This is a genomic window from Streptomyces sp. NPDC001530, assembly GCF_042894545.1.
Taxonomy (GTDB): domain Bacteria; phylum Actinomycetota; class Actinomycetes; order Streptomycetales; family Streptomycetaceae; genus Streptomyces.
Genome location: NZ_JBIAVS010000008.1, coordinates 389,313 through 410,731, shown reverse-complemented (window position 1 = coordinate 410,731; position 21,419 = coordinate 389,313). Strand labels below are relative to the sequence as shown.

The following is a 21,419-nucleotide window of genomic DNA, read 5'->3' as shown; positions in this document are numbered from 1 at the left end:
CCGGAGGTCCGCGCAGCGCGCTGGTGCCGGGTGTCGCGCATTATCGCCCTACTTGCCGCGAATCAGCACCAGTACAGCTTACGTTGTACAACGCGGCACGCTCCGTCGGGGTGTCCTGCACATCACAACAACACACCGATTGGCGTCAAGATTCCTAAGCCCGGCCGGAGTTGGCGTTTCCTTTGCAGACGCAGGGCCCCACCGAAGAGTTCCGGCAGGGCCCTGGGCGAAATGGGCTACTTGCCCGTGAACTTCTCGTACTCCTTGAGGACCTCTTCGGTCGGGCCGTCCATGCGCAGCTCACCGCGCTCCAGCCAGAGGACGCGATCGCAGGTGTCGCGGATCGACTTGTTGTTGTGACTGACCAGAAACACCGTGCCCGCGGACTTGCGCAGCTCGCGGATGCGTTCCTCGGACCGCTTCTGGAACTTGCGGTCGCCGGTGGCGAGAGCCTCGTCGATCATCAGCACGTCGTGGTCCTTGGCGGCCGCGATGGAGAAGCGCAGACGGGCCGCCATGCCGGACGAGTAGGTGCGCATCGGGAGGGTGATGAAGTCGCCCTTCTCGTTGATGCCCGAGAAGTCGACGATCTCCTGGTAGCGCTCCCTGATCTGCTCGCGGGACATGCCCATCGCGAGCCCGCCCAGTATGACGTTCCGCTCGCCCGTCAGGTCGTTCATCAGGGCCGCGTTCACACCGAGCAGCGAGGGCTGGCCGTCGGTGTAGACCTTGCCCTTCTCGGCGGGGAGCAGGCCGGCGATGGCGCGCAGGAGGGTGGACTTGCCGGAGCCGTTCGAACCGATCAGGCCGATGGCCTCGCCGCGGTACGCGGTGAAGGAGACACCGCGCACGGCGTGCACCTTGCGCACGCCGCGCTCCTCGCCGCGCTTGAGGATGCGGCTGAGGGCGGCCGTGGCGCTGCCCTTGCCGGTCTTGGCGCCGTTGACGCGGTAGACGATGTGCAGCTCGTCCGCGATGACGGTGGGGATGTGAGACGCCTTGTCAGCCACGGCCGTACCTCTCCTCAGCCTTCCAGAAGTACACGAACCCGCCGATGGCGACGACCACGGCCCAGAAGATCGCGATGGCCCACACATGCGGCGGCAGGTTGGAGGAGCCGTACCCGTCGATGAGGGCGAAGCGCATCAGGTCCATGTAGACCGCGGCCGGGTTCACCTGCAGCGCGCGGGCGATCCACTCGGGGCGCCCGGCGAGCATGGTGCTGATGGAGAACATGACACCGGACGCGTACATCCAGGTCCGCAGGATGAACGGCATCAGCTGGGCGAGGTCCGGCGTCTTGGCGCCCATCCGCGCCACGATCAGCGCGAGCCCCGTGTTGAAGAGGAACTGCAGGAACAGCACCGGGATGATCAGCAGCCACGACATGCCCGGGTAGCTGCCGAAGCCGATCGCCACGACGAACAGCACGATCATCGAGAAGAGCAGCTGCTGAAGCTGCTGGAGCGCGAACGAGATGGGCAGCGAGGCGCGCGGGAAGTGCAGGGCGCGCACCAGCCCGAGGTTGCCGGAGATCGCGCGGACGCCCGCCATGATCGAGCTCTGCGTGAAGGTGAAGACGAAGACGCCCGTCACCAGGAACGGGATGTACACGTCGTGCGACATGCCGCGGTTGGCCTTCAGTATGAGGCCGAAGATCAGGTAGTAGACGCCCGCGTTCAGCAGCGGGGTCGCCACCTGCCACAGCTGGCCCAGCTTGGCCTGGCTGTACTGGGCGGTGAGCTTCGCCTGTGAGAAGGCGAGGATGAAATGACGCCGTCCCCAGAGCTGGCGGACGTACTCGACGAGTCCGGGCCGGGCGCCGCTGACCGCGAGCCCGTACTTGGCGGCCAGGTCGGCCGCGGAGAGCCCGTCATCGGGCGACGGTCGGTCGCTCACCGCGACTCCGCCGTCATGCGTTGTCTCACTCACAAGTGGAAACTTTCGTCTTCAAGATGCGCACAGCCTGGTCGGGCGTAGGCATGAGCCAGGGACCGGGGTACGGCCACGAATGCTCTCAGAAACGAGCTTGTCAGATGACAGGAGGTCGGCCCAGTCGGGTCAGCCGCCACACCGTACGCCACTTCATGGGGCGCCGGGGCCCACATGGACTGGTCCAGCCCTCCTTGAAGCCGCCGAACCAGGCCTTGAGGGCCGGGCCCGAGGGCCGCCGCAGCAGCGTCAGGAGCATCCAGACACCGAGGTAGACCGGGACGAGCGGTGCGGGAAGGTTTCGGCGCGCGAGCCAGACGCGGTTGCGGGCCACCATGCGGTGGTAGACCGCGTGCCGCGAGGGCGCGGTCGTCGGGTGGTACAGCACCATGTCGGACCGGTAGTCGATCATCCAGCCCGCGTCGAGGGCCCGCCATGCCAGGTCGGTTTCCTCGTGGGCGTAGAAGAATTCGTCCGGGAGCCCGCCGACTTCGGCGAGGACCTTCGTACGGACCGCGTTGGCGCCGCCGAGGAAGGTGGTGACCCGCGAGGAGCGCATCGGGTCGGAGGCGCGCAGCCGGGGCACGTGGCGGCGCTGGGTCTCGCCGGTCTCGGGGTCGGCGATGCGGAAGCTGATGATGCCGAGCTCGGGGTCGGCCGTGAAGGCCTGGCGGCACAGCTCGGCGGTGTCGTGGGTCGCGAGCAGGCCGTCGTCGTCCAGGAAGAGGATTACATCGACGTCATAGCCGTCGGTGCCGCCGGGGCCGAAGGCCTCGATGCCGACGTTGCGGCCGCCGGGTATGCCGAGGTTCTCGGGCAGCTCGACGGTGCGGACGCCCTCGGGCACGTCCGGGACGGGCGAGCCGTTGCCGACCACGACCACCTCGACCCGGTCGCCGTCCTGCTTGGCGACGGAGTCCAGCAGGGCTCGGAGCTCGTCGGGGCGGTTGCCCATCGTGATGATGACCGCGCCGACCTTCATCGGGGCGCTCACTTCAGCCTGCTCGAGGCGAGGATGGACACGAGATGCAGCACGGTCTGCAGGAGCGCGATGCCGGCGAGCACCGCGACGCCGAGCCGGGAGAAGAACAGGTCGCCGCGCACCTGGTCCAGAACCGCCAGGACCAGGATCAGCAGGGACGCCTCGATGCCGAGCACCAGCCGGTGGAACTTCAGCGCCGCGGCGGCCCTGCGGGCGAGCGCCATGCCGGACGAGCGCGGCTCGGACGCCGCCTCCTTGACCGGCGGCAGCCCGCCCTGGTGGCGGGCGACGCCGACGAGATCGGTCTCGGCCTTGATTAGGATCGCGCCGAGGGCGGCCAGGGTGCCGAGGAAGGCCCAGAGCCAGTCGATCCGCCCGGAGCCCCACGGATCGGCGGCGCGCAGGCCGAAGCCGACGAGCACCGCCGCGTCGGTCAGATAGGCACCGACCCGGTCCAGGTACACCCCGCTGAGCGAGTACTGCTTCTTCCAGCGCGCGATCTCGCCGTCGACGCAGTCGAGCAGCAGGTAGAGCTGGACCATCAGCACGCCGAGCACGGCGCCCGCGATCCCCGGCACCAGCAGGGCCGGGGCCGCGAGGACACCGAAGACGGTCATCAGGTACGTGAGCTGGTTGGGCGTGATCCTGGTGTTCACCAGGTAGCGGTCGCAGCGCAGCGAGATCTCTCGCATGTACAGGCGTCCCGCCCAGTGCTCACCGCTGCGCCGGTCCTTCACCCCTGCGGGGTGAACGACGGGGCGGAGTTCAGCTACCGATGGCCTTGGCATAGTCGGAGTAGATGTCCTTGATCTGGTTGGTTTTCAGGTCGAGGTGTTCGAGGATCGTGTAGCGGCCGGGCCGGGTCTGCGGGGCGAACTCCACGACCTGGACGAACTCGTCGACGGTGAAGCCGATCTCCTCCGGCAGCACCGGCAGCCCGTGCCGGCGCAGCACCTCGGCCATGTAGGCCGACTCCTCGTGCGCCCCCCGCAGATACATCGCGAAGGCCGCGCCCAGACCGCACTGCTCGCCGTGGCTCGCCGCGCGCTTGGGGAAGAGGAGGTCGAAGGCGTGGTTGATCTCGTGGCAGGCGCCCGACGAGGGGCGTGAGTCGCCGGACACCGACATCGCGATACCGGTGAGGACCAGCGCCTCGGCCAGCACCTGGAGGAAGGCGTCGTCGCCGACGCCGCCCGGGTGCCGCAGCACGGCCTCGCCGGCCTGGCGGGCCATCGCGGCGGCGAGGCCGTCGATCTTCTCGCCGTTGACGCGGCTCGCCAGCTCCCAGTCCGCGACCGCGGAGATGTTGGACAGGGCGTCGCCGATGCCGGAGCGCACGAAGCGGACCGGGGCCTCGCGGATCACGTCGAGGTCGATGACGACCGCGATCGGGTTCGGTACGCCGTAGGAGCCGCGGCCCGCGTCGTTGTCGAGGGTCGCGACCGGCGAGCACAGGCCGTCGTGGGCCAGGTTCGTGGCCACGGCGACCAACGGGAGGCCGACGCGCGCCGAGGCGAACTTGGCACAGTCGATGATCTTGCCGCCGCCGAGGCCTACGACCGCGTCGTAGTGACCGGACTTTATGGCGTCGGCCAGCCGCACCGCGTCGTCGAGGGTGCCGCCGCCGACCTCGTACCAGGTGGCACCCGGCAGGGCCGGGGCGAGCCGTTCGCGCAGCCGGGCACCGGAGCCGCCGCTCACTGCGACGGCCAGCTTCCCCGAGTGCGAGATCCGCTGGTCGGAGAGCACGCTCGCCAGGTCGTCCAGGGCACCCGGACGGATGTCGACGACGACCGGCGAGGGGATGAGCCTCGTCAGTACTGGCACGCGATCTCACGTCCCTTGGCGAGGTCGTCGTGGTTGTCGATCTCGACCCACTTGACGTCACCGATCGGCGCGACATCGATCTTGAAGCCGCGGTTGACGAGCTCCTGGTAGCCGTGCTCGTAGAACTGCTGCGGGTCGGTCTCCCACACCGTCTTCAGGGCGTCGGCCAGCTCCGCGGCGGCCTCGCCCTCGATGAGGGTGACACCGATGTACTCGCCGGTGGCCTCGGACGGCTCCATCAGCTTGGTGATCTTCTGGACGCCCTTGTCGGGGTCCACGACGACCTTCATCTCCTCGTCGGCGAGGTTCTTCACCGTGTCGAGGGCAAGGATGATCTTCTTGCCGTCGCCGCGGGCGGCGAGCAGCGTCTTCTCGACGGAGACCGGGTGCACGGTGTCGCCGTTGGCGAGGATCACACCGTCCTTGAGGGCGTCACGGCCGCACCACAGGGAGTAGGCGTTGTTCCACTCCTCGGCCTTGTCGTTGTCGATGAGGGTGATCTTGAGGCCGTACTTCTCCTCAAGGGCCGCCTGACGCTCGTACACGGCTTCCTTGCGGTACCCGACGATGATGCCGACCTCGGTCAGACCGATCTCGGCGAAGTTGCCGAGGGTCAGGTCCAGGACCGTGATGCTGTCCTCTATGCCCGCGGGGCCCACCGGCACGAGAGCCTTGGGAAGGCTGTCGGTGTAGGGACGCAGACGCCGTCCGGCGCCGGCCGCCAGCACGAGGCCGATCATGCGGGTTCTCCTTCATCGTGTACGGCGGGCGCCCCGGAGGACACCCAGAAGCGGATGCTCTCGACGAGCACCACCAGGGCGACGGCCACGGCAAGAACCGTGAGCGCGACCTTGAACTGCGAAGCGGTGAGCACCGCGGCCAGGACGGTGACGAGGAGCGTCCGCCCTTCGTGCCCCCCAATCGCGCGCACCAGCCAGGCCGGGGGCGCTCCGGCGTCGCCGCGGATGCGGTACACCGTGTCGTAGTGATGGTAGGCGACGGCGGCCACCAGGCCGAAAGCCGCAGGAAGGGCTCCGTTTACCTCCGCTTTGGCCGCCAGCACCAGGACGGTGCCGTATTCGGCTGCCCGGAACAGCGGGGGGACGAGCCAGTCGAGGGCGCCCTTGAGGGGGCGGTACAACGCCTGGCCGGCGGTGACCGTGTAGACGACGGCACCCGCGATGGGCGCCCAGGTCACCCCGGAGGCGAGGGACACGGCGAGGACGGCCGTCCCGGCCAGCGCCACCAGCAGCGGGGCGCCGAGGCGGGCGCGTGTGGCACGCGCCACGAGTGAGGCGAGCGGCCCGTTGTCCGCGAGGTCCGCCAGCGCTTGCGCCGCCCGGTCCGTGCGCTTCGCCTTCCGCGTCACCGACCGCAGGACCCGGCCCGCCGTCGTGTACGTCGCCGCGAAGGCGCAGCCGATGAGCAGTGCGTAGAAGGTGATGCGGGGCGTCGTGAACGCGGTGAGCACGGCGATCATCGCCCAGCGCTCGCCGATGGGCAGGACTATCATCCGGCGCAGCCAGACCGTCCAGCCGGCGCTGTCCAGTTTGTCCGAAAGGGCCGCGGTGGGGCTGGTGTTGGCGGTGGCGTCGTGATTCGCCTCGTTGAAGGAGAAGTCGACGACGTGCCGGCAGGTCTGCAGGATCATCGCGCCGAGGGCGAGCGCCCATACGTCGTCGCCGCCGCGGGCCGCTCCGAGGGCGAGGCCCGCGTAGTAGGCGTACTCCTTGGCGCGGTCGAAGGTCGCGTCCAGCCAGGCGCCGAGCGTCGAGTACTGCAGGGAGTAGCGGGCGAGCTGTCCGTCCGTGCAGTCCAGGACGAAGGAGAACAGGAGCAGCAGGCCGGCCGCGACGAAGCCGGCGCGGGTGCCGGTGGCGGCGCAGCCCGCGGCGATCAGCGCGGTGACCAGCGAGGCGGTGGTGACCTGGTTCGGGGTCAGGCCGCGGCGGGCGCACCAGCGGGCGATGTAGCGCGAGTACGGGCTGATGCAGTAGGTGGTGAAGAAGCCGTCGCGGGCCTTCACGGCGCTGCGCAGTCGCACGGCCTCGTCGTCCACGACCGAGACGGCCTGCCGGGCTTCGTTGCGCTCCTGCGGGTCGCTGGGGACGGCGGCGACGAGGGTGCCGAGTTCGGGGCGGTGCACGGGGACACCGTCCGCGTCGAGGGCCGCGGCGAGCCGCTCGGCGAGGTTCTCCGTGGCGACGGCGAGGCCGCCGGAGGCGGAACTCTCACGGGCCACGGCCCGAGTCAGCGCCTGGCGGGCCTCGGGCTGCACGGATATGGCGCCCGGCAGCGCGGAGGCCACGAACCGGGGGTCCGTGAGGCCGAGGCGCAGGGCGTGCAGGTGACCCACGAAGCGGGCGTCGACGACGGCGACGCGCTGGTTCGCCGGTACGGCGGCGAGGAGCGTCTCGGCGTCACCGGCGTCGGCGGCGAGCCGCACGTCGAAGCCGAGCGACCGCAGATCGCCCTCGAGCGACGATCCGGGGACCGGCTGGCCGGTGAGGATGGCGGTCGACAGCGAACTCACTCCCTGGGTGCCGACGCGTCCGCGCCGGGCAAGTGCGTGGTGGGATGGCCCCGCCTGGGCCGACAGGGCCTGGCCGGGCGGCATGTCGGCAGAGGCTATCGGATGAATGGAAGCGGGCGTTCACCGCCCGTTCATGGCCCGATCAACCTGTTTTTCATGCCCTCTGCCGCGATCATCATCAGGGATCCAGGCCCCGCGCCACAAACCGTGCTCCCAGACCGGCGCATTCTCGGCATGGTGTACGGCACCCGGCGCACCGCCTTGGAGCGGGACAGGGCGGACCGGGCACAGGACCCACCGCCGCCGCGCGCATAGGGTGGGCGTCCATGACATGGCTGATCACCGGCGGAGCCGGATACATCGGGGCCCACGTGGCGCGGGCGATGGCGGAGGCCGGGGAGCGCGTCGTCGCCCTGGACGACCTCTCGTCAGGGGTGCCGAACCGGCTTCCGGAGAGCATTCCGCTGGTGCAGGGCTCGTCGCTGGACGGGGATCTGCTCAAGCGGGTCTTCGCGGAGCACGCGGTGACGGGTGTGGTGCATCTCGCCGCGCGCAAGCAGGTCGGTGAGTCCGTGGCCCAGCCGACGCGTTACTACCAGGAGAACGTGGGCGGTCTCGCGACGCTCCTGGAGGCGGTCGCCGGGGCGGGGGTCAAGCGGTTCGTGTTCTCCTCGTCGGCGGCCGTCTACGGCAATCCGGATGTGGACCTCATCACGGAGGACACCCCCTGCGCGCCGATGAGCCCGTACGGCGAGACGAAGCTCGCCGGAGAGTGGCTGGTCCGGGCGGCGGGCCAGGCGCACGGCATCGCGACGGTGTGCCTGCGCTACTTCAACGTGGCCGGCGCGGCCGCCCCGGAGCTCGCCGACACCGGTGTGTTCAACGTGATACCCATGGTCTTCGACCGCCTCACCCGCGACGACGCCCCGCGGATCTTCGGCGACGACTATCCGACGCCGGACGGCACGTGCATCCGCGACTACATCCATGTCGCCGACCTCGCAGAGGCGCATCTCACGGCGGCCCGGCGGCTGGCCGAGGGCGCGACGGGCGATCTGACGGTGAACATCGGCCGCGGCGAGGGCGTTTCGGTCCGCGAACTCCTCACGCTCATCGGCGAGGTCAGCGGGGACACACGGGAGCCGGTCGTCGAGCCGCGCCGCCCCGGTGACGCTCCGCGGGCGGTCGCCTCGGCCGCGCTGGCCGCGCGGGAGCTGGACTGGAGCGCGCGGCGCGGGGTGCGCGAGATGGTCGAGTCGGCGTGGCGGGGCTGGCTGCTGCACCATCCCGGCACACCGGCCGAATGATCTTTTCAGCGCTCTGACCTGCGGATCATTTCCGCAGGTCAGAGCATATGACAACGGTGTTCAGTGCCGCGTTGCCCGATATCCCCCGCCCGTAGTTCACTGTGATCCCGGCAGAACACAGGAGGCGGCTTCCATGGGGGCTGGGCACGATCACGGGCATGCGCACGGCGCTCACGCCACGGGTACGGCGACAGCGGCGTACCGCGGGAGGCTGCGCGTCGCGCTGTCGATCACGCTCTTCGTCATGGTGGTCGAGATCGTCGGCGGTCTCGTCGCCGATTCGCTCGCGCTCATCGCGGACGCGGCGCACATGGCGACGGACGCGCTGGGCCTGGGCATGGCGCTGCTCGCGATCCATTTCGCCGGCCGCCCGCCGAGCGAGACCCGCACGTTCGGGTACGCGCGGGCGGAGATCCTCGCCGCGCTCGCCAACTGTCTGCTGCTGCTCGGCGTCGGCGGCTATGTGCTGTACGAGGCGATCCAGCGCTTTGTGACGCCCGCCGACACCCAGGGCGGCCTGACCATCGTGTTCGGTCTGATCGGCCTGGTCGCGAACACGATCTCGCTCACCCTGCTCATGCGCGGTCAGAAGGACAGCCTGAACGTGCGCGGCGCCTTCCTGGAGGTGGTGGCGGACGCGCTCGGTTCGGTGGCGGTCATCATCGCCGCGGCTGTGATCATGACCACCGGGTGGCAGGCCGCCGACCCGATCGCCTCGATCCTGATCAGCCTCATGATCGTCCCGCGCACCTGGAAGCTGCTCCAGGAGACGCTCGACGTGCTCCTGGAGGCAGCTCCCAAGGACGTCGACATGGCGGAGGTACGTGCCCACATCCTGGCGCTGGAGGGCGTCGAGGACATGCACGACCTGCACGTCTGGACCATCACGTCCGGTATGCCGGTGCTCTCCGCCCATGTGGTCGTCAGCTCCGACGTCCTGAACGCGATCGGCCACGAGAAGATGCTCCACGAACTCCAGGGCTGCCTCGGCGACCACTTCGATGTCGAGCACTGCACGTTCCAGCTGGAGCCGAGCGGGCACGCGGAGCACGAGGCGAAGCTCTGCCACTGATCGGGGCGAGACCGTCATTAATCGGGGGCGGGATCGCCGCGCCCGCTGCTAGCGTGGCCGGCGATCCGAGGAGGTGGGTTGATGACGGTCGCTTTCGACGCTGCCGCGCGCAGCGACACCGTCGTCCCCGTTTCCCGGGCCCGAGGCTGACCCGCAGCTCATCCATGCGTCGGCCGGGCCCCTCATCCAAGGGTTTCCACGTTGACCGACAACGCTGAACACATCACTGCCTGGCGCACCCACCGGGAGACCGCCGCCGACCGTGCCGAGGTGTACGCCGTGAACGCCGCCGCCTTCGAAAGGGCGGCGGAGGCCGACCTGGTGGACGCGCTGCGCGCCGACTCCGGGGCGTGGCTCCCGGATCTGTCGTACGTCGCCGAGGCACCCGACGGCGCAATCGCGGCGTACGCGCTGATCACCCGCTGTCATGTCGACGGCGCCCCCGCGGCCGCGCTGGCCCCCGTCGCCGTACGTCCGGAGCATCAGCGCCGGGGCGCCGGTTCGGCCGTCGTACGCGCGGTGCTGGAGGCGGCACGCGCGCGTGGGGAGCGGCTCGTCCTCGTACTCGGGCATCCCGGGTACTACCCGAGGTTCGGATTCCGGCCTGCTGCGGAGTACGGCATCCGGCCCGGATTCGACGTGCCGTCCGAGCACCTGATGGCCCTTGTCCTGGACGATTCCTCGTCAGTGGCACCGGGCACGATCAGGTATCCGGCCGCTTTCGGCGTCTGACGCACGTCGGCCGTACGTCCCGCTCCGGGCCTCCGGGGCGGGACATGCGGGAGCCGCGAAGTGCCGGGAGTGCCGCTTTCGTACGGCAGACTTGGGGCTCGAAGACCGATGCGAAGGATGGGTATGCCGATCACACCTGCCACCGCGACGCACAGTTCGTCGAACGGCACCGTTGAAGCGATCTTGCTGGAGCTGGTCGACGAGGACGGCAACACGATCGGCACCGCGGAGAAGCTCGCCGCCCACCAGGCACCCGGGCAGCTGCACCGCGCGTTCTCGGTCTTCCTCTTCGACGAGCGCGGCCGGCTGCTGCTGCAGCAGCGCGCCCTCGGCAAGTACCACTCCCCCGGCGTCTGGTCGAACACCTGCTGCGGCCACCCCTACCCGGGGGAGGCGCCGTTCGCGGCGGCGGCCCGGCGGACGTACGAGGAGCTCGGGGTCTCCCCGTCGCTGCTCGCCGAGGCGGGCACGGTCCGCTACAACCACCCGGATCCGGACTCGGGCCTGGTGGAGCAGGAGTACAACCACCTCTTCGTCGGGATGGTGCAGTCGCCGCTGCGGCCCGACCCGGACGAGGTCGGTTCGACGGCCTTCGTGACCGCCGCCGAGCTGGCGGAGCGGCACGCCAAGGACACCTTCTCGTCGTGGTTCATGACGGTGCTGGACGCCTCCCGTCCGGCGATCAGAGAGCTGACGGGCCCGTCCGCGGGCTGGTGACGGACCCCGTCACACGACGCTCGGAGTGAGCGGCAGGGCGGCCCAGATCACCTTGCCGCCGCTCGCGGTGTGTTCGACGTCGCACACCCCGCCCGACTCCCTGGTGACCTCCCGCACCAGCAGCAGGCCCCGGCCGCCGGTCTGCCCGTGGTCGGCCTCCAGGGCGGTCGGGCGGTAGGGGTGGTTGTCCTCGACGGAGACGCGCACCCACTCGGCGCCGACGGCGACCTCCACGGCGAGTATCGGCGACAGCAGGGCCGCGTGCCGGACCGCGTTGGTGACCAGTTCGGAGACGATCAGCAGGAGTCCCTGGGCGAGGTCGTCCGAGACGGGCACCCGCTGGCGGATCAGCAGATCACGGACGGCGTGCCGGGCCTGCGGCACCGAGGCGTCGATGGCGGGAGCGGTGAACCGCCATACCCCCTCGTACGGCAGCGGCACCGGCGGTCTCCGGTCGGGAGCCACCTGTCCGCCGCCTTCAGGGCTCGGGTCGGACCCCCGCCCGAGGTTGTCCATCGTCCGGTCGCCACCCTTGCGCTCGATTGTCACCACACGTCGAGTGTTGGGAATGCGCTGGTCCGTACCGGATGACTGAACACAAGTCAGCGGTTATCGACAGCTTCTGATCGTCGGCGTATGACACGGTCAGTTGTGGGACTGCTCCTGCCCCTGTTGTGCCGACTTCGCGAACTATTCGGGTTGTACGGGTTTGGCGCCGGGCTCGCCCCATTCGTTCCCCGCACTCCCGTCGCCCTAGCGGCGCTCCGAGACCATGCCCACGATGCGCCGCCCGCCGTGCCCCGCGGCGATCAGACCGAGGCCGTCGAAGAGCAGCGCGAGCGCGAAGAGGCTGCCGATGACGTACTTGCTGCTCGGCCAGGAGGCAAGGACCAGGATGCCGAGGGCCAGGTCGAAGGCGCCCAGCAGGAGCGTCCAGCCGAACTGGGGGCCGCGCACCACGAGGCTGCCGGCCAGCCGGAACAGTCCGCCGGTCAGGAACAGCAGCGCGGCGAACATGGCCAGCGCTTCGGCGGCCGCGTCCGGCCTGCGGATGAGGACCACGCCGGCCGCGAGGTTCAGGGCGGCGACCACGAGGCCGACCCAGAAGTAGTTGGTGCCGCGCGCCTGGATCGCGTGCAGCAGTCCGACCGCGCCGCCGATCAGCAGCAGCCAGCCGAAGAGGATCATCGAGGTCAGTGTGGCGAACGCGGTGTAGACGAGACCGACGAGCCCCGCGAGCACGAGGATCACACCGAACACCGCGAGCCGGCCGAAGCCTCGGGTGAGCCCGGCGGTCGCGTCCTTCGGCTTCGCCGCCCTGGACTTGGCCATCAGCGCCTCCTCGCGCCTGCCCCCTTCTTGATCGTACGTTCGGCGGGTGCGGATAGCATCCGGCTCATGGAGCCGCAGCTGCTGCACAGTGTCGGCGACGGGGTCGCCACCGTCGTCATCCATCACCCGGCCAAGCGCAACGCCATGACGGCCGGCATGTGGCGGGCGCTGCCACCCCTGCTCGACGGGCTGGCCGCCGACCCCGCCGTGCGCGCGCTGGTACTCACCGGGGAGGGCGGCACCTTCTGCGCGGGGGCCGACATCTCGACACTGCGTGGCTCCCCGGACGAGGCGCAGGGTCTCGCCGTGCTCGCCGAGGAGGCGCTCGCCGCGTTTCCGAAGCCGACGGTGGCCGCGATTCGCGGGTACTGCGTGGGCGGTGGATCGCAGCTCGCGGCCGCCTGCGATCTGCGCTTCGCCGAGGAGGGGTCGCTGTTCGGGGTGACGCCGGCGAAGCTGGGGATCGTCTATGCGGCCTCCTCGACACGACGGTTGGTGTCGCTGGTGGGTCCGGGCGCCGCCAAGTACCTACTGTTCTCGGGCGAGTTGATCGATGCGGAGCGCGCCTTGCGCACGGGTTTGGTGGACGAGGTGCTGCCGGAGGGCGCGCTCGACAAGCGCGTCGGGGAGTTCGCGAAGGTGCTGACCGCGCGCTCGCTGCTGACGCAGGCGGCGGCCAAGGAGTTCGCGAACGGGCGTACGGACCGGGACGCGTACTGGGCCGAGCAGGCGCGGGGCAGCGGCGACACCGCGGAGGGGGTCGCCGCGTTCCTGGAGCGCCGGCAGCCGCGCTTCACGTGGACTACGTGAGGATGAAACGGCTCTTCGAGCGGAACTCCTCGACGAGGTGCGCGGGCGCCTTCTGCGGGGATCCGGCGTCGTAGGGCGGCTGCGGGTCGTACTCGGTCAACAGCTGTACGGCCTGGGCGTGTTCGTCGCCCGCGATCCGGCCGAGCAGGGTCAGCCCCATGTCGATGCCGGACGAGACGCCGGCCGCGGTCACGTACTTGCCGTCGAACACGACCCGCTCCCCCGTCGGCTCGGCGCCGTATTCCTTGAGGGCGTCGAGGGCCAGCCAGTGGGAGGTGGCCCGGCGGCCGTCGAGGAGCCCCGCGGCGGCGAGCAGCAGGGAGCCGGTGCACACCGAGGTCGTCCAGACGCTGGTGTCGTCGGCGGTCCGCAGCCAGTCCAGGAGGACCTCGTCCGCCATCAGGTCGAACTGGCCCGGGCCGCCCGGGACCACCACGATGTCCGGGTTCGGCACCTCGGCCAGGGCCTTGTCGGCGGTCACCGCCAGATGTCCGGTGTCGGAGCGTACGGGGCCGGCGTGCTCGGCCACGAAGACGGTCTCGGAGTCGGGCAGGCGGCCGAGGGTCTCGTACGGGCCCACGGCGTCCAGGGCGGTGAAGCGGTCGTAGAGGACGATGGCGATCTGCATCGGGGTCCTTTCCAGGGCGGGGTGGGTCAACGGGTGGGCGCGGGCCGGAAACGGCGGCGGTACTCCGCCGGCGCCGCGCCGAGGGTCTTCACGAAGGCGCGGCGCATCGCCTCGGGCGTGCCGTAGCCGGAGGCGCGGGAGATCTCCTCGATGCCGTCGCCGGTGTCCTCCAGGAGGCGCCGGGCGTGTTCGAGGCGGACCCGCTCGACGTACCGGCCTGGCGTCATGCCGGTCTCGGTCCGGAAGGCGCGGGCGAAGTGGCGGGGCGAGAGGCGGGCGCGGGCGGCGAGGGACTCGACGCCGAGGTCGTCGTCGGGGTGCTCGGTGATCCACTGCTGGACCTCGCGCAGGGGTGCGCGCTGCGCGGTCTGGGCGGCCAGCTGGGCGCTGAACTGGGCCTGGTTGCCCGGGCGCCGCAGGAAGACCACGAGGTGGCGGGCGATGGCAAGGGCGGCATCCCGGCCCAGGTCCTCCTCCACGAGCGCGAGGGCCAGGTCGATGCCGGAGGTGACGCCCGCCGCCGTGTACACCTGGCCGTCGCGGACGTAGATGGGGTCCGGGTCGACCTGGATCGCCGGGTGGTCGCGGGCGAGTTTGTCGCAGTAGGCCCAGTGGGTCGTAGCGCGGCGGCCGTCGAGGAGCCCCGCCGCGGCGAGCAGGACGGCGCCGGTGCAGACGGAGACCAGGCGTTCGGCGCGGGGGCCGTGCTCGCGCAGCCAGGAGGTCAGGCGGGGGTCGGGGCGCCGGGTGCCCGCACCGCCCGGGACGAGCAGGGTGTGCGGGGTGGACACCTCGGCGAGCGCGTGGTCCGGGACGAGGGTGAGACCGCCGGAGGTGCGCACGGGCGCGCCGTCCAGGGAGGCGGTGCGGATGCGGTACGAGCCGCCGCGGTAGACCTCGGCGCCCGCGAAGACCTCCACGGGGCCCGTGACGTCGAGGCTCTGCACATCGTCGAAGAGGACGACCAGGACGGTTCGCATGTCCTCGATTCTTGGCGGGCGGCGTGATGGCCGCAATGACGCGTACCCCACCTTTCCTGCCATCCCCGGTCCTGCGGTTCCCCACGTACCGACCAGTCGGTAATGTGCCGGGCATGACCACTCCACTGCCGGAGCGCGCCGGACGGCGCTGCCACAACATCCTCAATCCGCTGCACTCGACGCACTACTTCTCGCCCGACCTGGGGCGGGAGCTCGCCGCGGTCGGGATCGAGGACAGCAGGGGCGCGTACTTCGCGGTGCGGGCAGCGGCCATGGGAGCGGTGGGCCCGGGCACGGTGACCGCGACGTTCTACAACTTCCGCCACGAGCTGGTGGCGCAGCACGTGCCCGAGGTATGGCAGGCCGCCTCTCCGCAGACCGTGCTCGCGGCACGCGCGCGTGCCGTCGATTCGACGCTGCGGCGGCTGCTCGGCGAGGACGTCATCGCCTCCAAAGAGGTGGCCGAGGCGGCGGAGCTCGCGCTGCGGGCGGCCGAGGCTTGCGGCAGGACCGCGCGCCCGCTGTACGCCGCCCACGCGGAACTCCCCGTGCCCGACGCGCCGCACCTCGCGCTCTGGCACGCCGCCACCCTGCTGCGCGAGCACCGCGGCGACGGCCACCTCACGGTGCTGCTCGACGCAGAACTGGACCCGGTGGAGGCCCTGGTGAGCCACACAGCGACCGGCAAGGGCATGGCCCCGAAGTGGGCGCTGGGCACGCGCGGCTGGTCCCGGCAGGACTGGGAGGCCGCGGTCGGGCGGCTGCGGGAGCGCGGACTGCTCGACGCGGAGGGCGAGTTGACGGACGCAGGCGTGGCCCTGCGGGCGGAGATCGAGGAGCGTACGGACCGGCTGGACCGCGCCCCGTACGAGCATCTGGGCGCCGCGGGCGTCGAACGCCTCACCGAGCTGACCCAGGGCCTTCTGATGAAGGCGCTCGCGGCCGGCGCCTTCCCCGAGGGCATGACCGGCAAGGACTGACACCCCCGATCGGTGCCCTGATCCCCCGTTGTCGGTGCCACCTGCCACAATTGCCGCGCAACCTCAGTGGAGAAGGCGGTACGGGATCGTGACGACACCCCTCGTAGGGTCCATCGAAGGCAGGATCGCCGAGGAGCTCGGCGTACGGGAGCGGCAGGTCAAGGCCGCCGTCGACTTGCTCGACGGCGGTTCGACGGTGCCCTTCATCGCCCGCTACCGCAAGGAAGCGACCGAGACGCTCGACGATGCGCAGCTGCGCACCCTCGAGGAGCGGCTGCGCTATCTGCGGGAGCTGGAGGAGCGGCGCTCCGCCATCCTCGAATCGGTGCGCGAGCAGGGCAAGCTCAACGCCGAGGTCGAGGCGCAGATCAGGGGCGCCGAGACGAAGGCGCGGCTTGAGGACATCTATCTGCCGTTCAAGCCGAAGCGGCGCACGAAGGCGCAGATCGCACGCGAGGCGGGCCTGGACCCGCTGGCCGAGGGCCTGCTCGGCGACCCGTCGGTGGAGCCCCTCGCCGCGGCGGCGGCCTTCGTCGACGCCGACAAGGGAGTCGCCGATCCGCAGGCCGCCCTGGACGGCGCCCGGTCGATCCTCACCGAGCGGTTCTCGGAGGACGCCGACCTGATCGGCGAGCTGCGCGAGCGCATGTGGGTGCGCGGCCGCCTGGCCGCCAAGGTGCGCGACGGCAAGGAGGAGGCGGGCGCCAAGTTCGCCGACTACTTCGACTTCGCCGAGCCCTTCAAGGAGCTGCCCTCACACCGCATCCTCGCCATGCTGCGCGGCGAGAAGGAGGAGGTCCTCGACCTCGTCCTGGAGCCCGAGGAGCCGACCGAGGGGCCTTCCTCGTACGAGGGGATCGTCGCGCACCGCTTCGGGATCGCCGACCGCGGCCGTCCCGCCGACAAGTGGCTCACCGACACCGTCCGCTGGGCCTGGCGCACCCGGATTCTCGTGCACCTCGGCATCGACCTGCGGCTGCGGCTGCGCACGGCCGCCGAGGACGAGGCGGTCAACGTCTTCGCGGCGAACCTGCGGGATCTGCTGCTCGCCGCCCCGGCGGGCACGCGCGCGACGCTGGGCCTGGACCCCGGCTTCCGTACCGGCGTGAAGGTCGCCGTGGTCGACGCGACCGGCAAGGTCGTCGCGACGGACGTCATCTACCCGCACGTCCCGGCCAACAAGTGGGACGAGGCCCTCGCCAAGCTCGCACGGCTCGCCAAGGAACACGCGGTCGAGCTGATCGCGATCGGCAACGGCACGGCGTCCCGCGAGACCGACAAGCTCGCCGGTGAACTCATCACCAAGCACCCGGAGTTGAAGCTCACCAAGGTCATGGTCTCCGAGGCGGGGGCGTCGGTGTACTCGGCGTCCGCGTTCGCCTCGCAGGAGCTGCCCGACATGGACGTGTCGCTGCGCGGCGCGGTGTCCATCGCACGCCGGCTTCAGGACCCGCTCGCCGAGCTGGTGAAGATCGACCCGAAGTCGATCGGCGTCGGGCAGTACCAGCACGACCTGTCCGAGGTGAAGCTGTCCCGGTCGCTGGACGCGGTGGTCGAGGACTGTGTGAACGGCGTGGGCGTGGACGTGAACACGGCGTCGGCGCCGCTGCTCGCCCGGGTCTCCGGCATCACCTCCGGGCTCGCGGAGAACATCGTGGCGCACCGGGACGCGAACGGGCCGTTCCGCTCGCGCACGGCCCTCAAGGACGTGACCCGGCTCGGTCCCAAGGCGTACGAGCAGTGTGCGGGCTTCCTGCGGATCCGCGGCGGGGACGACCCGCTGGACGCGTCCAGCGTGCACCCCGAGGCGTACCCCGTGGTGCGGCGCATGGTGAAGACGGCGGGGAGCGAGGTCGCGTCCCTCATCGGCAACACCGGGGTGCTGCGCTCGCTGAAGCCGAACGACTTCGTCGATGAGACGTTCGGTCTGCCGACCGTCACGGACATCCTGAAGGAGCTGGAGAAGCCGGGTCGCGACCCGCGGCCCGCCTTCAAGACGGCCACCTTCAAGGAGGGCGTGGAGAAGATCTCCGATCTGGCGTCCGGGATGGTGCTGGAGGGTGTCGTCACGAATGTGGCCGCGTTCGGGGCCTTTGTCGATGTGGGTGTCCACCAGGACGGGCTGGTGCACGTGTCCGCGATGTCCAAGACCTTCGTCAAGGACCCGCGGGACGTGGTGAAGCCCGGGGACATCGTGAAGGTGAAGGTGCTGGACATCGACATTCCGCGGAAGCGGATTTCGCTGACGCTGCGGTTGGACGACGAGGCCGCGCCTCAGGGGGAGCAGCAAGGGGGCGGGCGTCCCCAGCGTGGGGGGCGGCCGCCGCAGCAGCGGGGGCAGCAGCAGCGTCAAGGGCGTGGGGGCGCCGGTGGGGCGTCGCGGCAGGCTGCGCCGCCTGCGAACAGTGCGATGGCGGATGCGCTCCGGCGCGCGGGGTTGGTGGACCCCAAGCGGGGGCGCGGCTGACGTTCGGCGTTCGGTGCCGGGGCCTTGGTGACAGGGCACCCGGCACCGGGGTCGAGCTCGGGGTGGGTGCGCTTACCGGCGCTCGCAGGGTGCCTCCCCCAAGCTCTTCGAGCAGGGGGTACCCCCAGCGCCCACCCGTGCCGCCTGGGGGTCCCCCCACGCCGTTAAGGCAGTGGGGGAGGCAGATTGCCCGCAGTTGGAGCCGGCGGGCCGCCCTGCGGCACGATTGCCCACAGCTACGACAGTTACCACGGCACCCGGCACCCACGTGTCGCTGCGGGTGGGCTGCCGCCCCGGCGGCACGGCTGCCCGCGGCTGTGCAGTGCTGCTACGACGGCAGCTCCGTCACCTTGCCGTCCGCCACCTCCAGGCGGCGGGTCGTGTGGACTGCGTCCAGCATGCGGCGGTCGTGGGTGACCAACAGGAGCGTGCCCTCGTAGGAGTCCAGGGCTGACTCCAGTTGCTCGATGGCCGGGAGGTCGAGGTGGTTGGTCGGCTCGTCGAGGACGAGGAGGTTGACGCCGCGGCCCTGCAGGAGGGCCAGCGCCGAGCGGGTGCGCTCCCCCGGGGAGAGCGTCGCCGCGGGGCGGAGCACGTGGTCGGACTTCAGGCCGAACTTGGCCAGGAGCGTGCGGACCTCGGCCGGTTCCGTCTCCGGGACCGCCGCGCAGAAGGCGTCCAGCAGGGACTCCGAGCCGTGGAAGAGCTTGCGGGCCTGGTCGACCTCGCCGACGATCACGCCGGAGCCGAGGGAGGCATGGCCGGCGTCCAGAGGGACCCGGCCGAGGAGGGCGCCCAGCAGGGTCGACTTGCCCGCGCCGTTCGCCCCGGTGACCGCGACCCGGTCCGCCCAGTCGATCTGCAGTGTCGCCGGACCGAAGGTGTACTCGCCGCGCCGCACCTCCGCGTCCCGCAGCGTGGCGACGACCGCGCCGGACCGCGGTGCGGCCGCGATCTCCATGCGCAGCTCCCACTCCTTGCGCGGCTCCTCGACCGTCTCGAGCCGCTCGATCATGCGCTGGGTCTGCCGGGCCTTCGCCGCCTGCTTCTCGCTGGCTTCGCTGCGGAACTTGCGGCCGATCTTGTCGTTGTCGTTGCCCGCCTTGCGCCGGGCGTTCTTGACGCCCTTGTCCATCCAGGAGCGCTGCATCTGGGCCCGCCCTTCGAGCGCGGACCGCTTGTCGGCGTACTCCTCGTAGTCCTCGCGGGCGTGCCGGCGCGCGGTGTCGCGCTCCTCCAGATAGGCCTCGTATCCGCCGCCGTAGAGCGTGATCTGCTGCTGCGCCAGATCGAGTTCGAGCACTTTGGTGACCGTGCGGGTCAGGAACTCGCGGTCGTGGCTCACCACCACCGTGCCCGCACGCAGGCCGCTCACAAAGCGCTCCAGCCGCTCCAGGCCGTCCAGGTCCAGGTCGTTCGTCGGCTCGTCGAGCAGGAACACGTCGTAGCGGGACAGGAGGAGCGAGGCGAGTCCCGCGCGAGCGGCCTGGCCTCCGGACAGGGAGGTCATCGGCTGGTCCAGGTCGACGCCGAGTGCCAGGGAGTCGGCGACCTCCTCGGCGCGCTCGTCGAGGTCGGCGCCGCCGAGGCCGAGCCAGCGCTCCAGGCTGTTCGCGTACGCGTCGTCCGCGCCCGGCGCCCCGTCGACGAGCGCCTGTGTCGCCTCGTCCATCACCCGCTGGGCCTCGGCGACGCCCGTGCGGCGCGCGAGGAAGTCCCGTACGGTCTCGCCCTCCCGGCGCTCCGGCTCCTGCGGCAGATGCCCGACGGTCGCGGACGGCGGGGACAGCCGCAGCTCCCCCTCCTCCGGTGTGAGGAGACCGGCGAGCAGCCGCAGCAGTGTGGACTTGCCCGCGCCGTTGGCACCGACGAGCCCGATCACATCGCCGGGCGCGACGACGAGGTCGAGCCCGGAGAAGAGGGAGCGGTCGCCGTGTCCGGCGGCGAGATTCTTGGCGACGAGAGTGGCAGTCATCAGGGTGCCGATCCTAATCGCCCGGCGGCCGGGACCGCGCCGCGATTTTCCGGTGCGGGAGAGCCCCGGCGGCGCAGGCCACCGCGGTCAGCGTGCCATCGCCTCCACCAGCACGCCTCCCGTGGTCCGCGCCACGATGAACGACTCCCCCTTCACCGCCTTGGCGTCCAGCGCGACCCGGTGCCTGCCCGCCTCCAGGATCCCGTCGAAGACCTCGTGCGCGTGGGTGCGGGAGAGCCGGTCCAGCCGGTAGGCGGTCAGCTGGACCCGGCACGTGGAGGCGACCTCGATGCCCGCCTCGCCGTCGGCGGCGACCAGGCGCGTGAGTCGGCGCAGCTCCTGCGGGCTGCGGTCCAGGGCGTGCTCGATCTGGGCGACCAGGAGCGGAACGATCGGGGCGAGGCCCTCGACGTAGGCGACCTCGACGCCCGCGCGCTGGAAGGACTGCCGTACGGCGGCACGTTCGTCCGCGCCGACGGTCCGTCCGAAGACCACCGCGCCGTAGGTACGGAGTTCGTCGGCCGGGACGTCCGCGGCGTCGCGGGTGATGTCGGCGCCTATGCCGATGGTGCGCAGGGCGGCGGCCAGCTTGGCGAGCAGGGCGACGCGGGCGCCGATGAGCAGGACGCGGCGGCGTGGTCCGGAGTCCCCGTCGAGGAGGGAGTTCAGCGCGCTGCGGTACTCGGCGCCGCGGAAGCGGAAGGGCCCTATCCCGTGGTAGCCGTTGAGCTCCAGGTCGGCCCGTTCGTCGGTCTGCCAGGCGAAGTCGCGCCATACGTAGTCGTCGCCGGCCTTCTCGATGACCGCGGTGACGGCACCGCATTCGAGGCTTTCGCATTCGGGGCAGCCGTAGATGACGTACCGGCCGCCGTCGAGCGGGGCCTCGGCCTCCAGGAGGAGGCTGCGCACCTGGGCGGTAAAGATCGCGGGTGGCACGTCGGAGGCGAGCGGGGACACCGCGTCGAGGTCGGAGAGCTGGAACAGCAGCGGGCGCCCGTCGACGATGAAGTCCAGGAAGTCCCGGTGCACTTGGTAGTCACCGTTGGCGAGGACTCCACCGGCACGCATCGCCGGTGCCAGGCCGAAGGTCGCGTACTCGGCAGACATGCTGTGAGTATTCCCAGACTGGGAGTGATGTGACCACT

At 70.9% G+C, this 21,419-nt stretch carries 20 protein-coding genes; 7 read left to right on the top strand and 13 right to left on the bottom strand.

The genetic code is table 11. The features are described 5' to 3' along the window. Window positions 1–236: 236 nt before the first annotated feature. The 7 genes from ACFY0T_RS19075 to ACFY0T_RS19045 all read right to left on the bottom strand — a co-directional run bounded on the left by ACFY0T_RS19075 (window position 237) and on the right by ACFY0T_RS19045 (window position 7,265). Window positions 237–1,028 (bottom strand): ABC transporter ATP-binding protein, encoded by a 792-nt coding sequence (locus ACFY0T_RS19075; protein ID WP_388871558.1) that lies wholly within the window; start codon window positions 1,026–1,028, stop codon window positions 237–239. Beyond that, window positions 1,003–1,932: an ABC transporter permease gene (locus ACFY0T_RS19070; RefSeq protein WP_388871396.1), complete on the bottom strand. Its 930-nt coding sequence runs from the start codon at window positions 1,930–1,932 to the stop codon at window positions 1,003–1,005. The genes ACFY0T_RS19075 and ACFY0T_RS19070 overlap by 26 nt, the downstream gene beginning before the upstream one ends. 100 nt (window positions 1,933–2,032) lie before the next feature. Beyond that, window positions 2,033–2,914: a glycosyltransferase family 2 protein gene (locus tag ACFY0T_RS19065; RefSeq protein WP_388871555.1), complete on the bottom strand. Its 882-nt coding sequence runs from the start codon at window positions 2,912–2,914 to the stop codon at window positions 2,033–2,035. Between the two features lie 8 nt (window positions 2,915–2,922). Then, entirely contained in the window at window positions 2,923–3,702 is a 780-nt protein-coding gene (locus ACFY0T_RS19060) for a CDP-alcohol phosphatidyltransferase family protein (protein WP_388871394.1), read from the bottom strand. Further along, entirely contained in the window at window positions 3,680–4,741 is a 1,062-nt protein-coding gene (locus ACFY0T_RS19055; protein ID WP_388871391.1) for an iron-containing alcohol dehydrogenase family protein, read from the bottom strand. The genes ACFY0T_RS19060 and ACFY0T_RS19055 overlap by 23 nt, the downstream gene beginning before the upstream one ends. Next, window positions 4,729–5,481 carry a sugar phosphate nucleotidyltransferase gene (locus tag ACFY0T_RS19050; RefSeq protein WP_388871388.1) on the bottom strand — a complete coding sequence of 251 codons (753 nt, stop codon included), beginning with the start codon at window positions 5,479–5,481 and terminating at the stop codon, window positions 4,729–4,731. The genes ACFY0T_RS19055 and ACFY0T_RS19050 overlap by 13 nt, the downstream gene beginning before the upstream one ends. Then, a complete protein-coding gene (locus ACFY0T_RS19045) occupies window positions 5,478–7,265 on the bottom strand; it encodes a DUF5941 domain-containing protein (RefSeq protein WP_388871553.1) in 1,788 nt (595 codons plus the stop codon). Before ACFY0T_RS19045 ends, ACFY0T_RS19050 begins: the two co-directional genes overlap by 4 nt. A gap of 335 nt (window positions 7,266–7,600) precedes the next feature. On the opposite strand from ACFY0T_RS19045, the gene galE reads away from it, so the two are divergent. The 4 genes from galE to idi all read left to right on the top strand — a co-directional run bounded on the left by galE (window position 7,601) and on the right by idi (window position 11,102). Beyond that, window positions 7,601–8,581, top strand: coding sequence for a UDP-glucose 4-epimerase GalE (galE, locus tag ACFY0T_RS19040; protein WP_388871386.1), 981 nt, complete (start codon window positions 7,601–7,603; stop codon window positions 8,579–8,581). A 133-nt stretch (window positions 8,582–8,714) separates the two neighbouring features. Further along, the gene (locus tag ACFY0T_RS19035) at window positions 8,715–9,653 is read left to right on the top strand and encodes a cation diffusion facilitator family transporter (RefSeq protein ID WP_388871383.1); all 939 of its coding nucleotides are present in this window, start codon (window positions 8,715–8,717) and stop codon (window positions 9,651–9,653) included. Window positions 9,654–9,854: 201 nt separating this feature from the next. Beyond that, window positions 9,855–10,385, top strand: coding sequence for a GNAT family N-acetyltransferase (locus tag ACFY0T_RS19030; RefSeq protein ID WP_388871380.1), 531 nt, complete (start codon window positions 9,855–9,857; stop codon window positions 10,383–10,385). Between the two features lie 123 nt (window positions 10,386–10,508). Continuing rightward, window positions 10,509–11,102 carry an isopentenyl-diphosphate Delta-isomerase gene (gene idi, locus ACFY0T_RS19025; protein WP_388871377.1) on the top strand — a complete coding sequence of 198 codons (594 nt, stop codon included), beginning with the start codon at window positions 10,509–10,511 and terminating at the stop codon, window positions 11,100–11,102. Between the two features lie 9 nt (window positions 11,103–11,111). Here idi and ACFY0T_RS19020 read toward each other — a convergent pair whose 3' ends face one another. Next, entirely contained in the window at window positions 11,112–11,618 is a 507-nt protein-coding gene (locus ACFY0T_RS19020) for an ATP-binding protein (protein ID WP_388871550.1), read from the bottom strand. A 237-nt stretch (window positions 11,619–11,855) separates the two neighbouring features. Continuing rightward, window positions 11,856–12,434 (bottom strand): HdeD family acid-resistance protein, encoded by a 579-nt coding sequence (locus tag ACFY0T_RS19015; protein ID WP_388871375.1) that lies wholly within the window; start codon window positions 12,432–12,434, stop codon window positions 11,856–11,858. A 66-nt stretch (window positions 12,435–12,500) separates the two neighbouring features. On the opposite strand from ACFY0T_RS19015, the gene ACFY0T_RS19010 reads away from it, so the two are divergent. Continuing rightward, window positions 12,501–13,244, top strand: coding sequence for an enoyl-CoA hydratase/isomerase family protein (locus tag ACFY0T_RS19010; protein ID WP_388871373.1), 744 nt, complete (start codon window positions 12,501–12,503; stop codon window positions 13,242–13,244). Here the strand turns inward: ACFY0T_RS19010 and ACFY0T_RS19005 are convergent. Together ACFY0T_RS19005 and ACFY0T_RS19000 are read right to left on the bottom strand one after the other, a co-directional pair. Then, a complete protein-coding gene (locus ACFY0T_RS19005) occupies window positions 13,237–13,872 on the bottom strand; it encodes a DJ-1/PfpI family protein (protein WP_388871370.1) in 636 nt (211 codons plus the stop codon). The two genes, ACFY0T_RS19010 and ACFY0T_RS19005, sit on opposite strands and share 8 nt — an antisense overlap. A 26-nt stretch (window positions 13,873–13,898) precedes the next feature. After that, on the bottom strand, window positions 13,899–14,852 hold the full coding sequence (locus tag ACFY0T_RS19000; protein ID WP_388871367.1) for a GlxA family transcriptional regulator: 954 nt from the start codon (window positions 14,850–14,852) through the stop codon (window positions 13,899–13,901). Window positions 14,853–14,965: 113 nt separating this feature from the next. Here ACFY0T_RS19000 and ACFY0T_RS18995 point away from each other — a divergent pair, with 113 nt between their 5' ends. Then, complete coding sequence (locus tag ACFY0T_RS18995; RefSeq protein ID WP_388871364.1) at window positions 14,966–15,832, top strand: hypothetical protein; 867 nt, start codon at window positions 14,966–14,968, stop codon at window positions 15,830–15,832. A gap of 88 nt (window positions 15,833–15,920) precedes the next feature. Beyond that, window positions 15,921–18,299: a Tex family protein gene (locus ACFY0T_RS18990; RefSeq protein ID WP_388871361.1), complete on the top strand. Its 2,379-nt coding sequence runs from the start codon at window positions 15,921–15,923 to the stop codon at window positions 18,297–18,299. Between the two features lie 328 nt (window positions 18,300–18,627). Here the strand turns inward: ACFY0T_RS18990 and ACFY0T_RS18985 are convergent, their stop codons facing one another. Further along, window positions 18,628–20,274, bottom strand: a complete 1,647-nt coding sequence (locus tag ACFY0T_RS18985; protein ID WP_388871359.1) for an ABC-F family ATP-binding cassette domain-containing protein — start codon at window positions 20,272–20,274, stop codon at window positions 18,628–18,630. Window positions 20,275–20,361: 87 nt separating this feature from the next. After that, window positions 20,362–21,381 carry an oxidoreductase gene (locus tag ACFY0T_RS18980; protein WP_388871357.1) on the bottom strand — a complete coding sequence of 340 codons (1,020 nt, stop codon included), beginning with the start codon at window positions 21,379–21,381 and terminating at the stop codon, window positions 20,362–20,364. Window positions 21,382–21,419 lie beyond the last annotated feature (38 nt).

What these genes read in the sequence shown, in the direction of transcription:
- ACFY0T_RS19065 (WP_388871555.1), bottom strand. Translation starts at nt 2,914, where the DNA reads ATGAAGGTCGGCGCGGTCATCATCACGATGGGCAACCGCCCCGACGAG.
- ACFY0T_RS19060 (WP_388871394.1), bottom strand. Translation starts at nt 3,702, where the DNA reads ATGCCAAGGCCATCGGTAGCTGAACTCCGCCCCGTCGTTCACCCCGCA.
- ACFY0T_RS19050 (WP_388871388.1), bottom strand. Translation starts at nt 5,481, where the DNA reads ATGATCGGCCTCGTGCTGGCGGCCGGCGCCGGACGGCGTCTGCGTCCC.
- galE (WP_388871386.1), top strand. Translation starts at nt 7,601, where the DNA reads ATGACATGGCTGATCACCGGCGGAGCCGGATACATCGGGGCCCACGTG.
- ACFY0T_RS19035 (WP_388871383.1), top strand. Translation starts at nt 8,715, where the DNA reads ATGGGGGCTGGGCACGATCACGGGCATGCGCACGGCGCTCACGCCACG.
- idi (WP_388871377.1), top strand. Translation starts at nt 10,509, where the DNA reads ATGCCGATCACACCTGCCACCGCGACGCACAGTTCGTCGAACGGCACC.
- ACFY0T_RS19020 (WP_388871550.1), bottom strand. Translation starts at nt 11,618, where the DNA reads ATGGACAACCTCGGGCGGGGGTCCGACCCGAGCCCTGAAGGCGGCGGA.
- ACFY0T_RS19015 (WP_388871375.1), bottom strand. Translation starts at nt 12,434, where the DNA reads ATGGCCAAGTCCAGGGCGGCGAAGCCGAAGGACGCGACCGCCGGGCTC.
- ACFY0T_RS19010 (WP_388871373.1), top strand. Translation starts at nt 12,501, where the DNA reads ATGGAGCCGCAGCTGCTGCACAGTGTCGGCGACGGGGTCGCCACCGTC.
- ACFY0T_RS19005 (WP_388871370.1), bottom strand. Translation starts at nt 13,872, where the DNA reads ATGCAGATCGCCATCGTCCTCTACGACCGCTTCACCGCCCTGGACGCC.
- ACFY0T_RS19000 (WP_388871367.1), bottom strand. Translation starts at nt 14,852, where the DNA reads ATGCGAACCGTCCTGGTCGTCCTCTTCGACGATGTGCAGAGCCTCGAC.
- ACFY0T_RS18995 (WP_388871364.1), top strand. Translation starts at nt 14,966, where the DNA reads ATGACCACTCCACTGCCGGAGCGCGCCGGACGGCGCTGCCACAACATC.
- ACFY0T_RS18985 (WP_388871359.1), bottom strand. Translation starts at nt 20,274, where the DNA reads ATGACTGCCACTCTCGTCGCCAAGAATCTCGCCGCCGGACACGGCGAC.
- ACFY0T_RS18980 (WP_388871357.1), bottom strand. Translation starts at nt 21,381, where the DNA reads ATGTCTGCCGAGTACGCGACCTTCGGCCTGGCACCGGCGATGCGTGCC.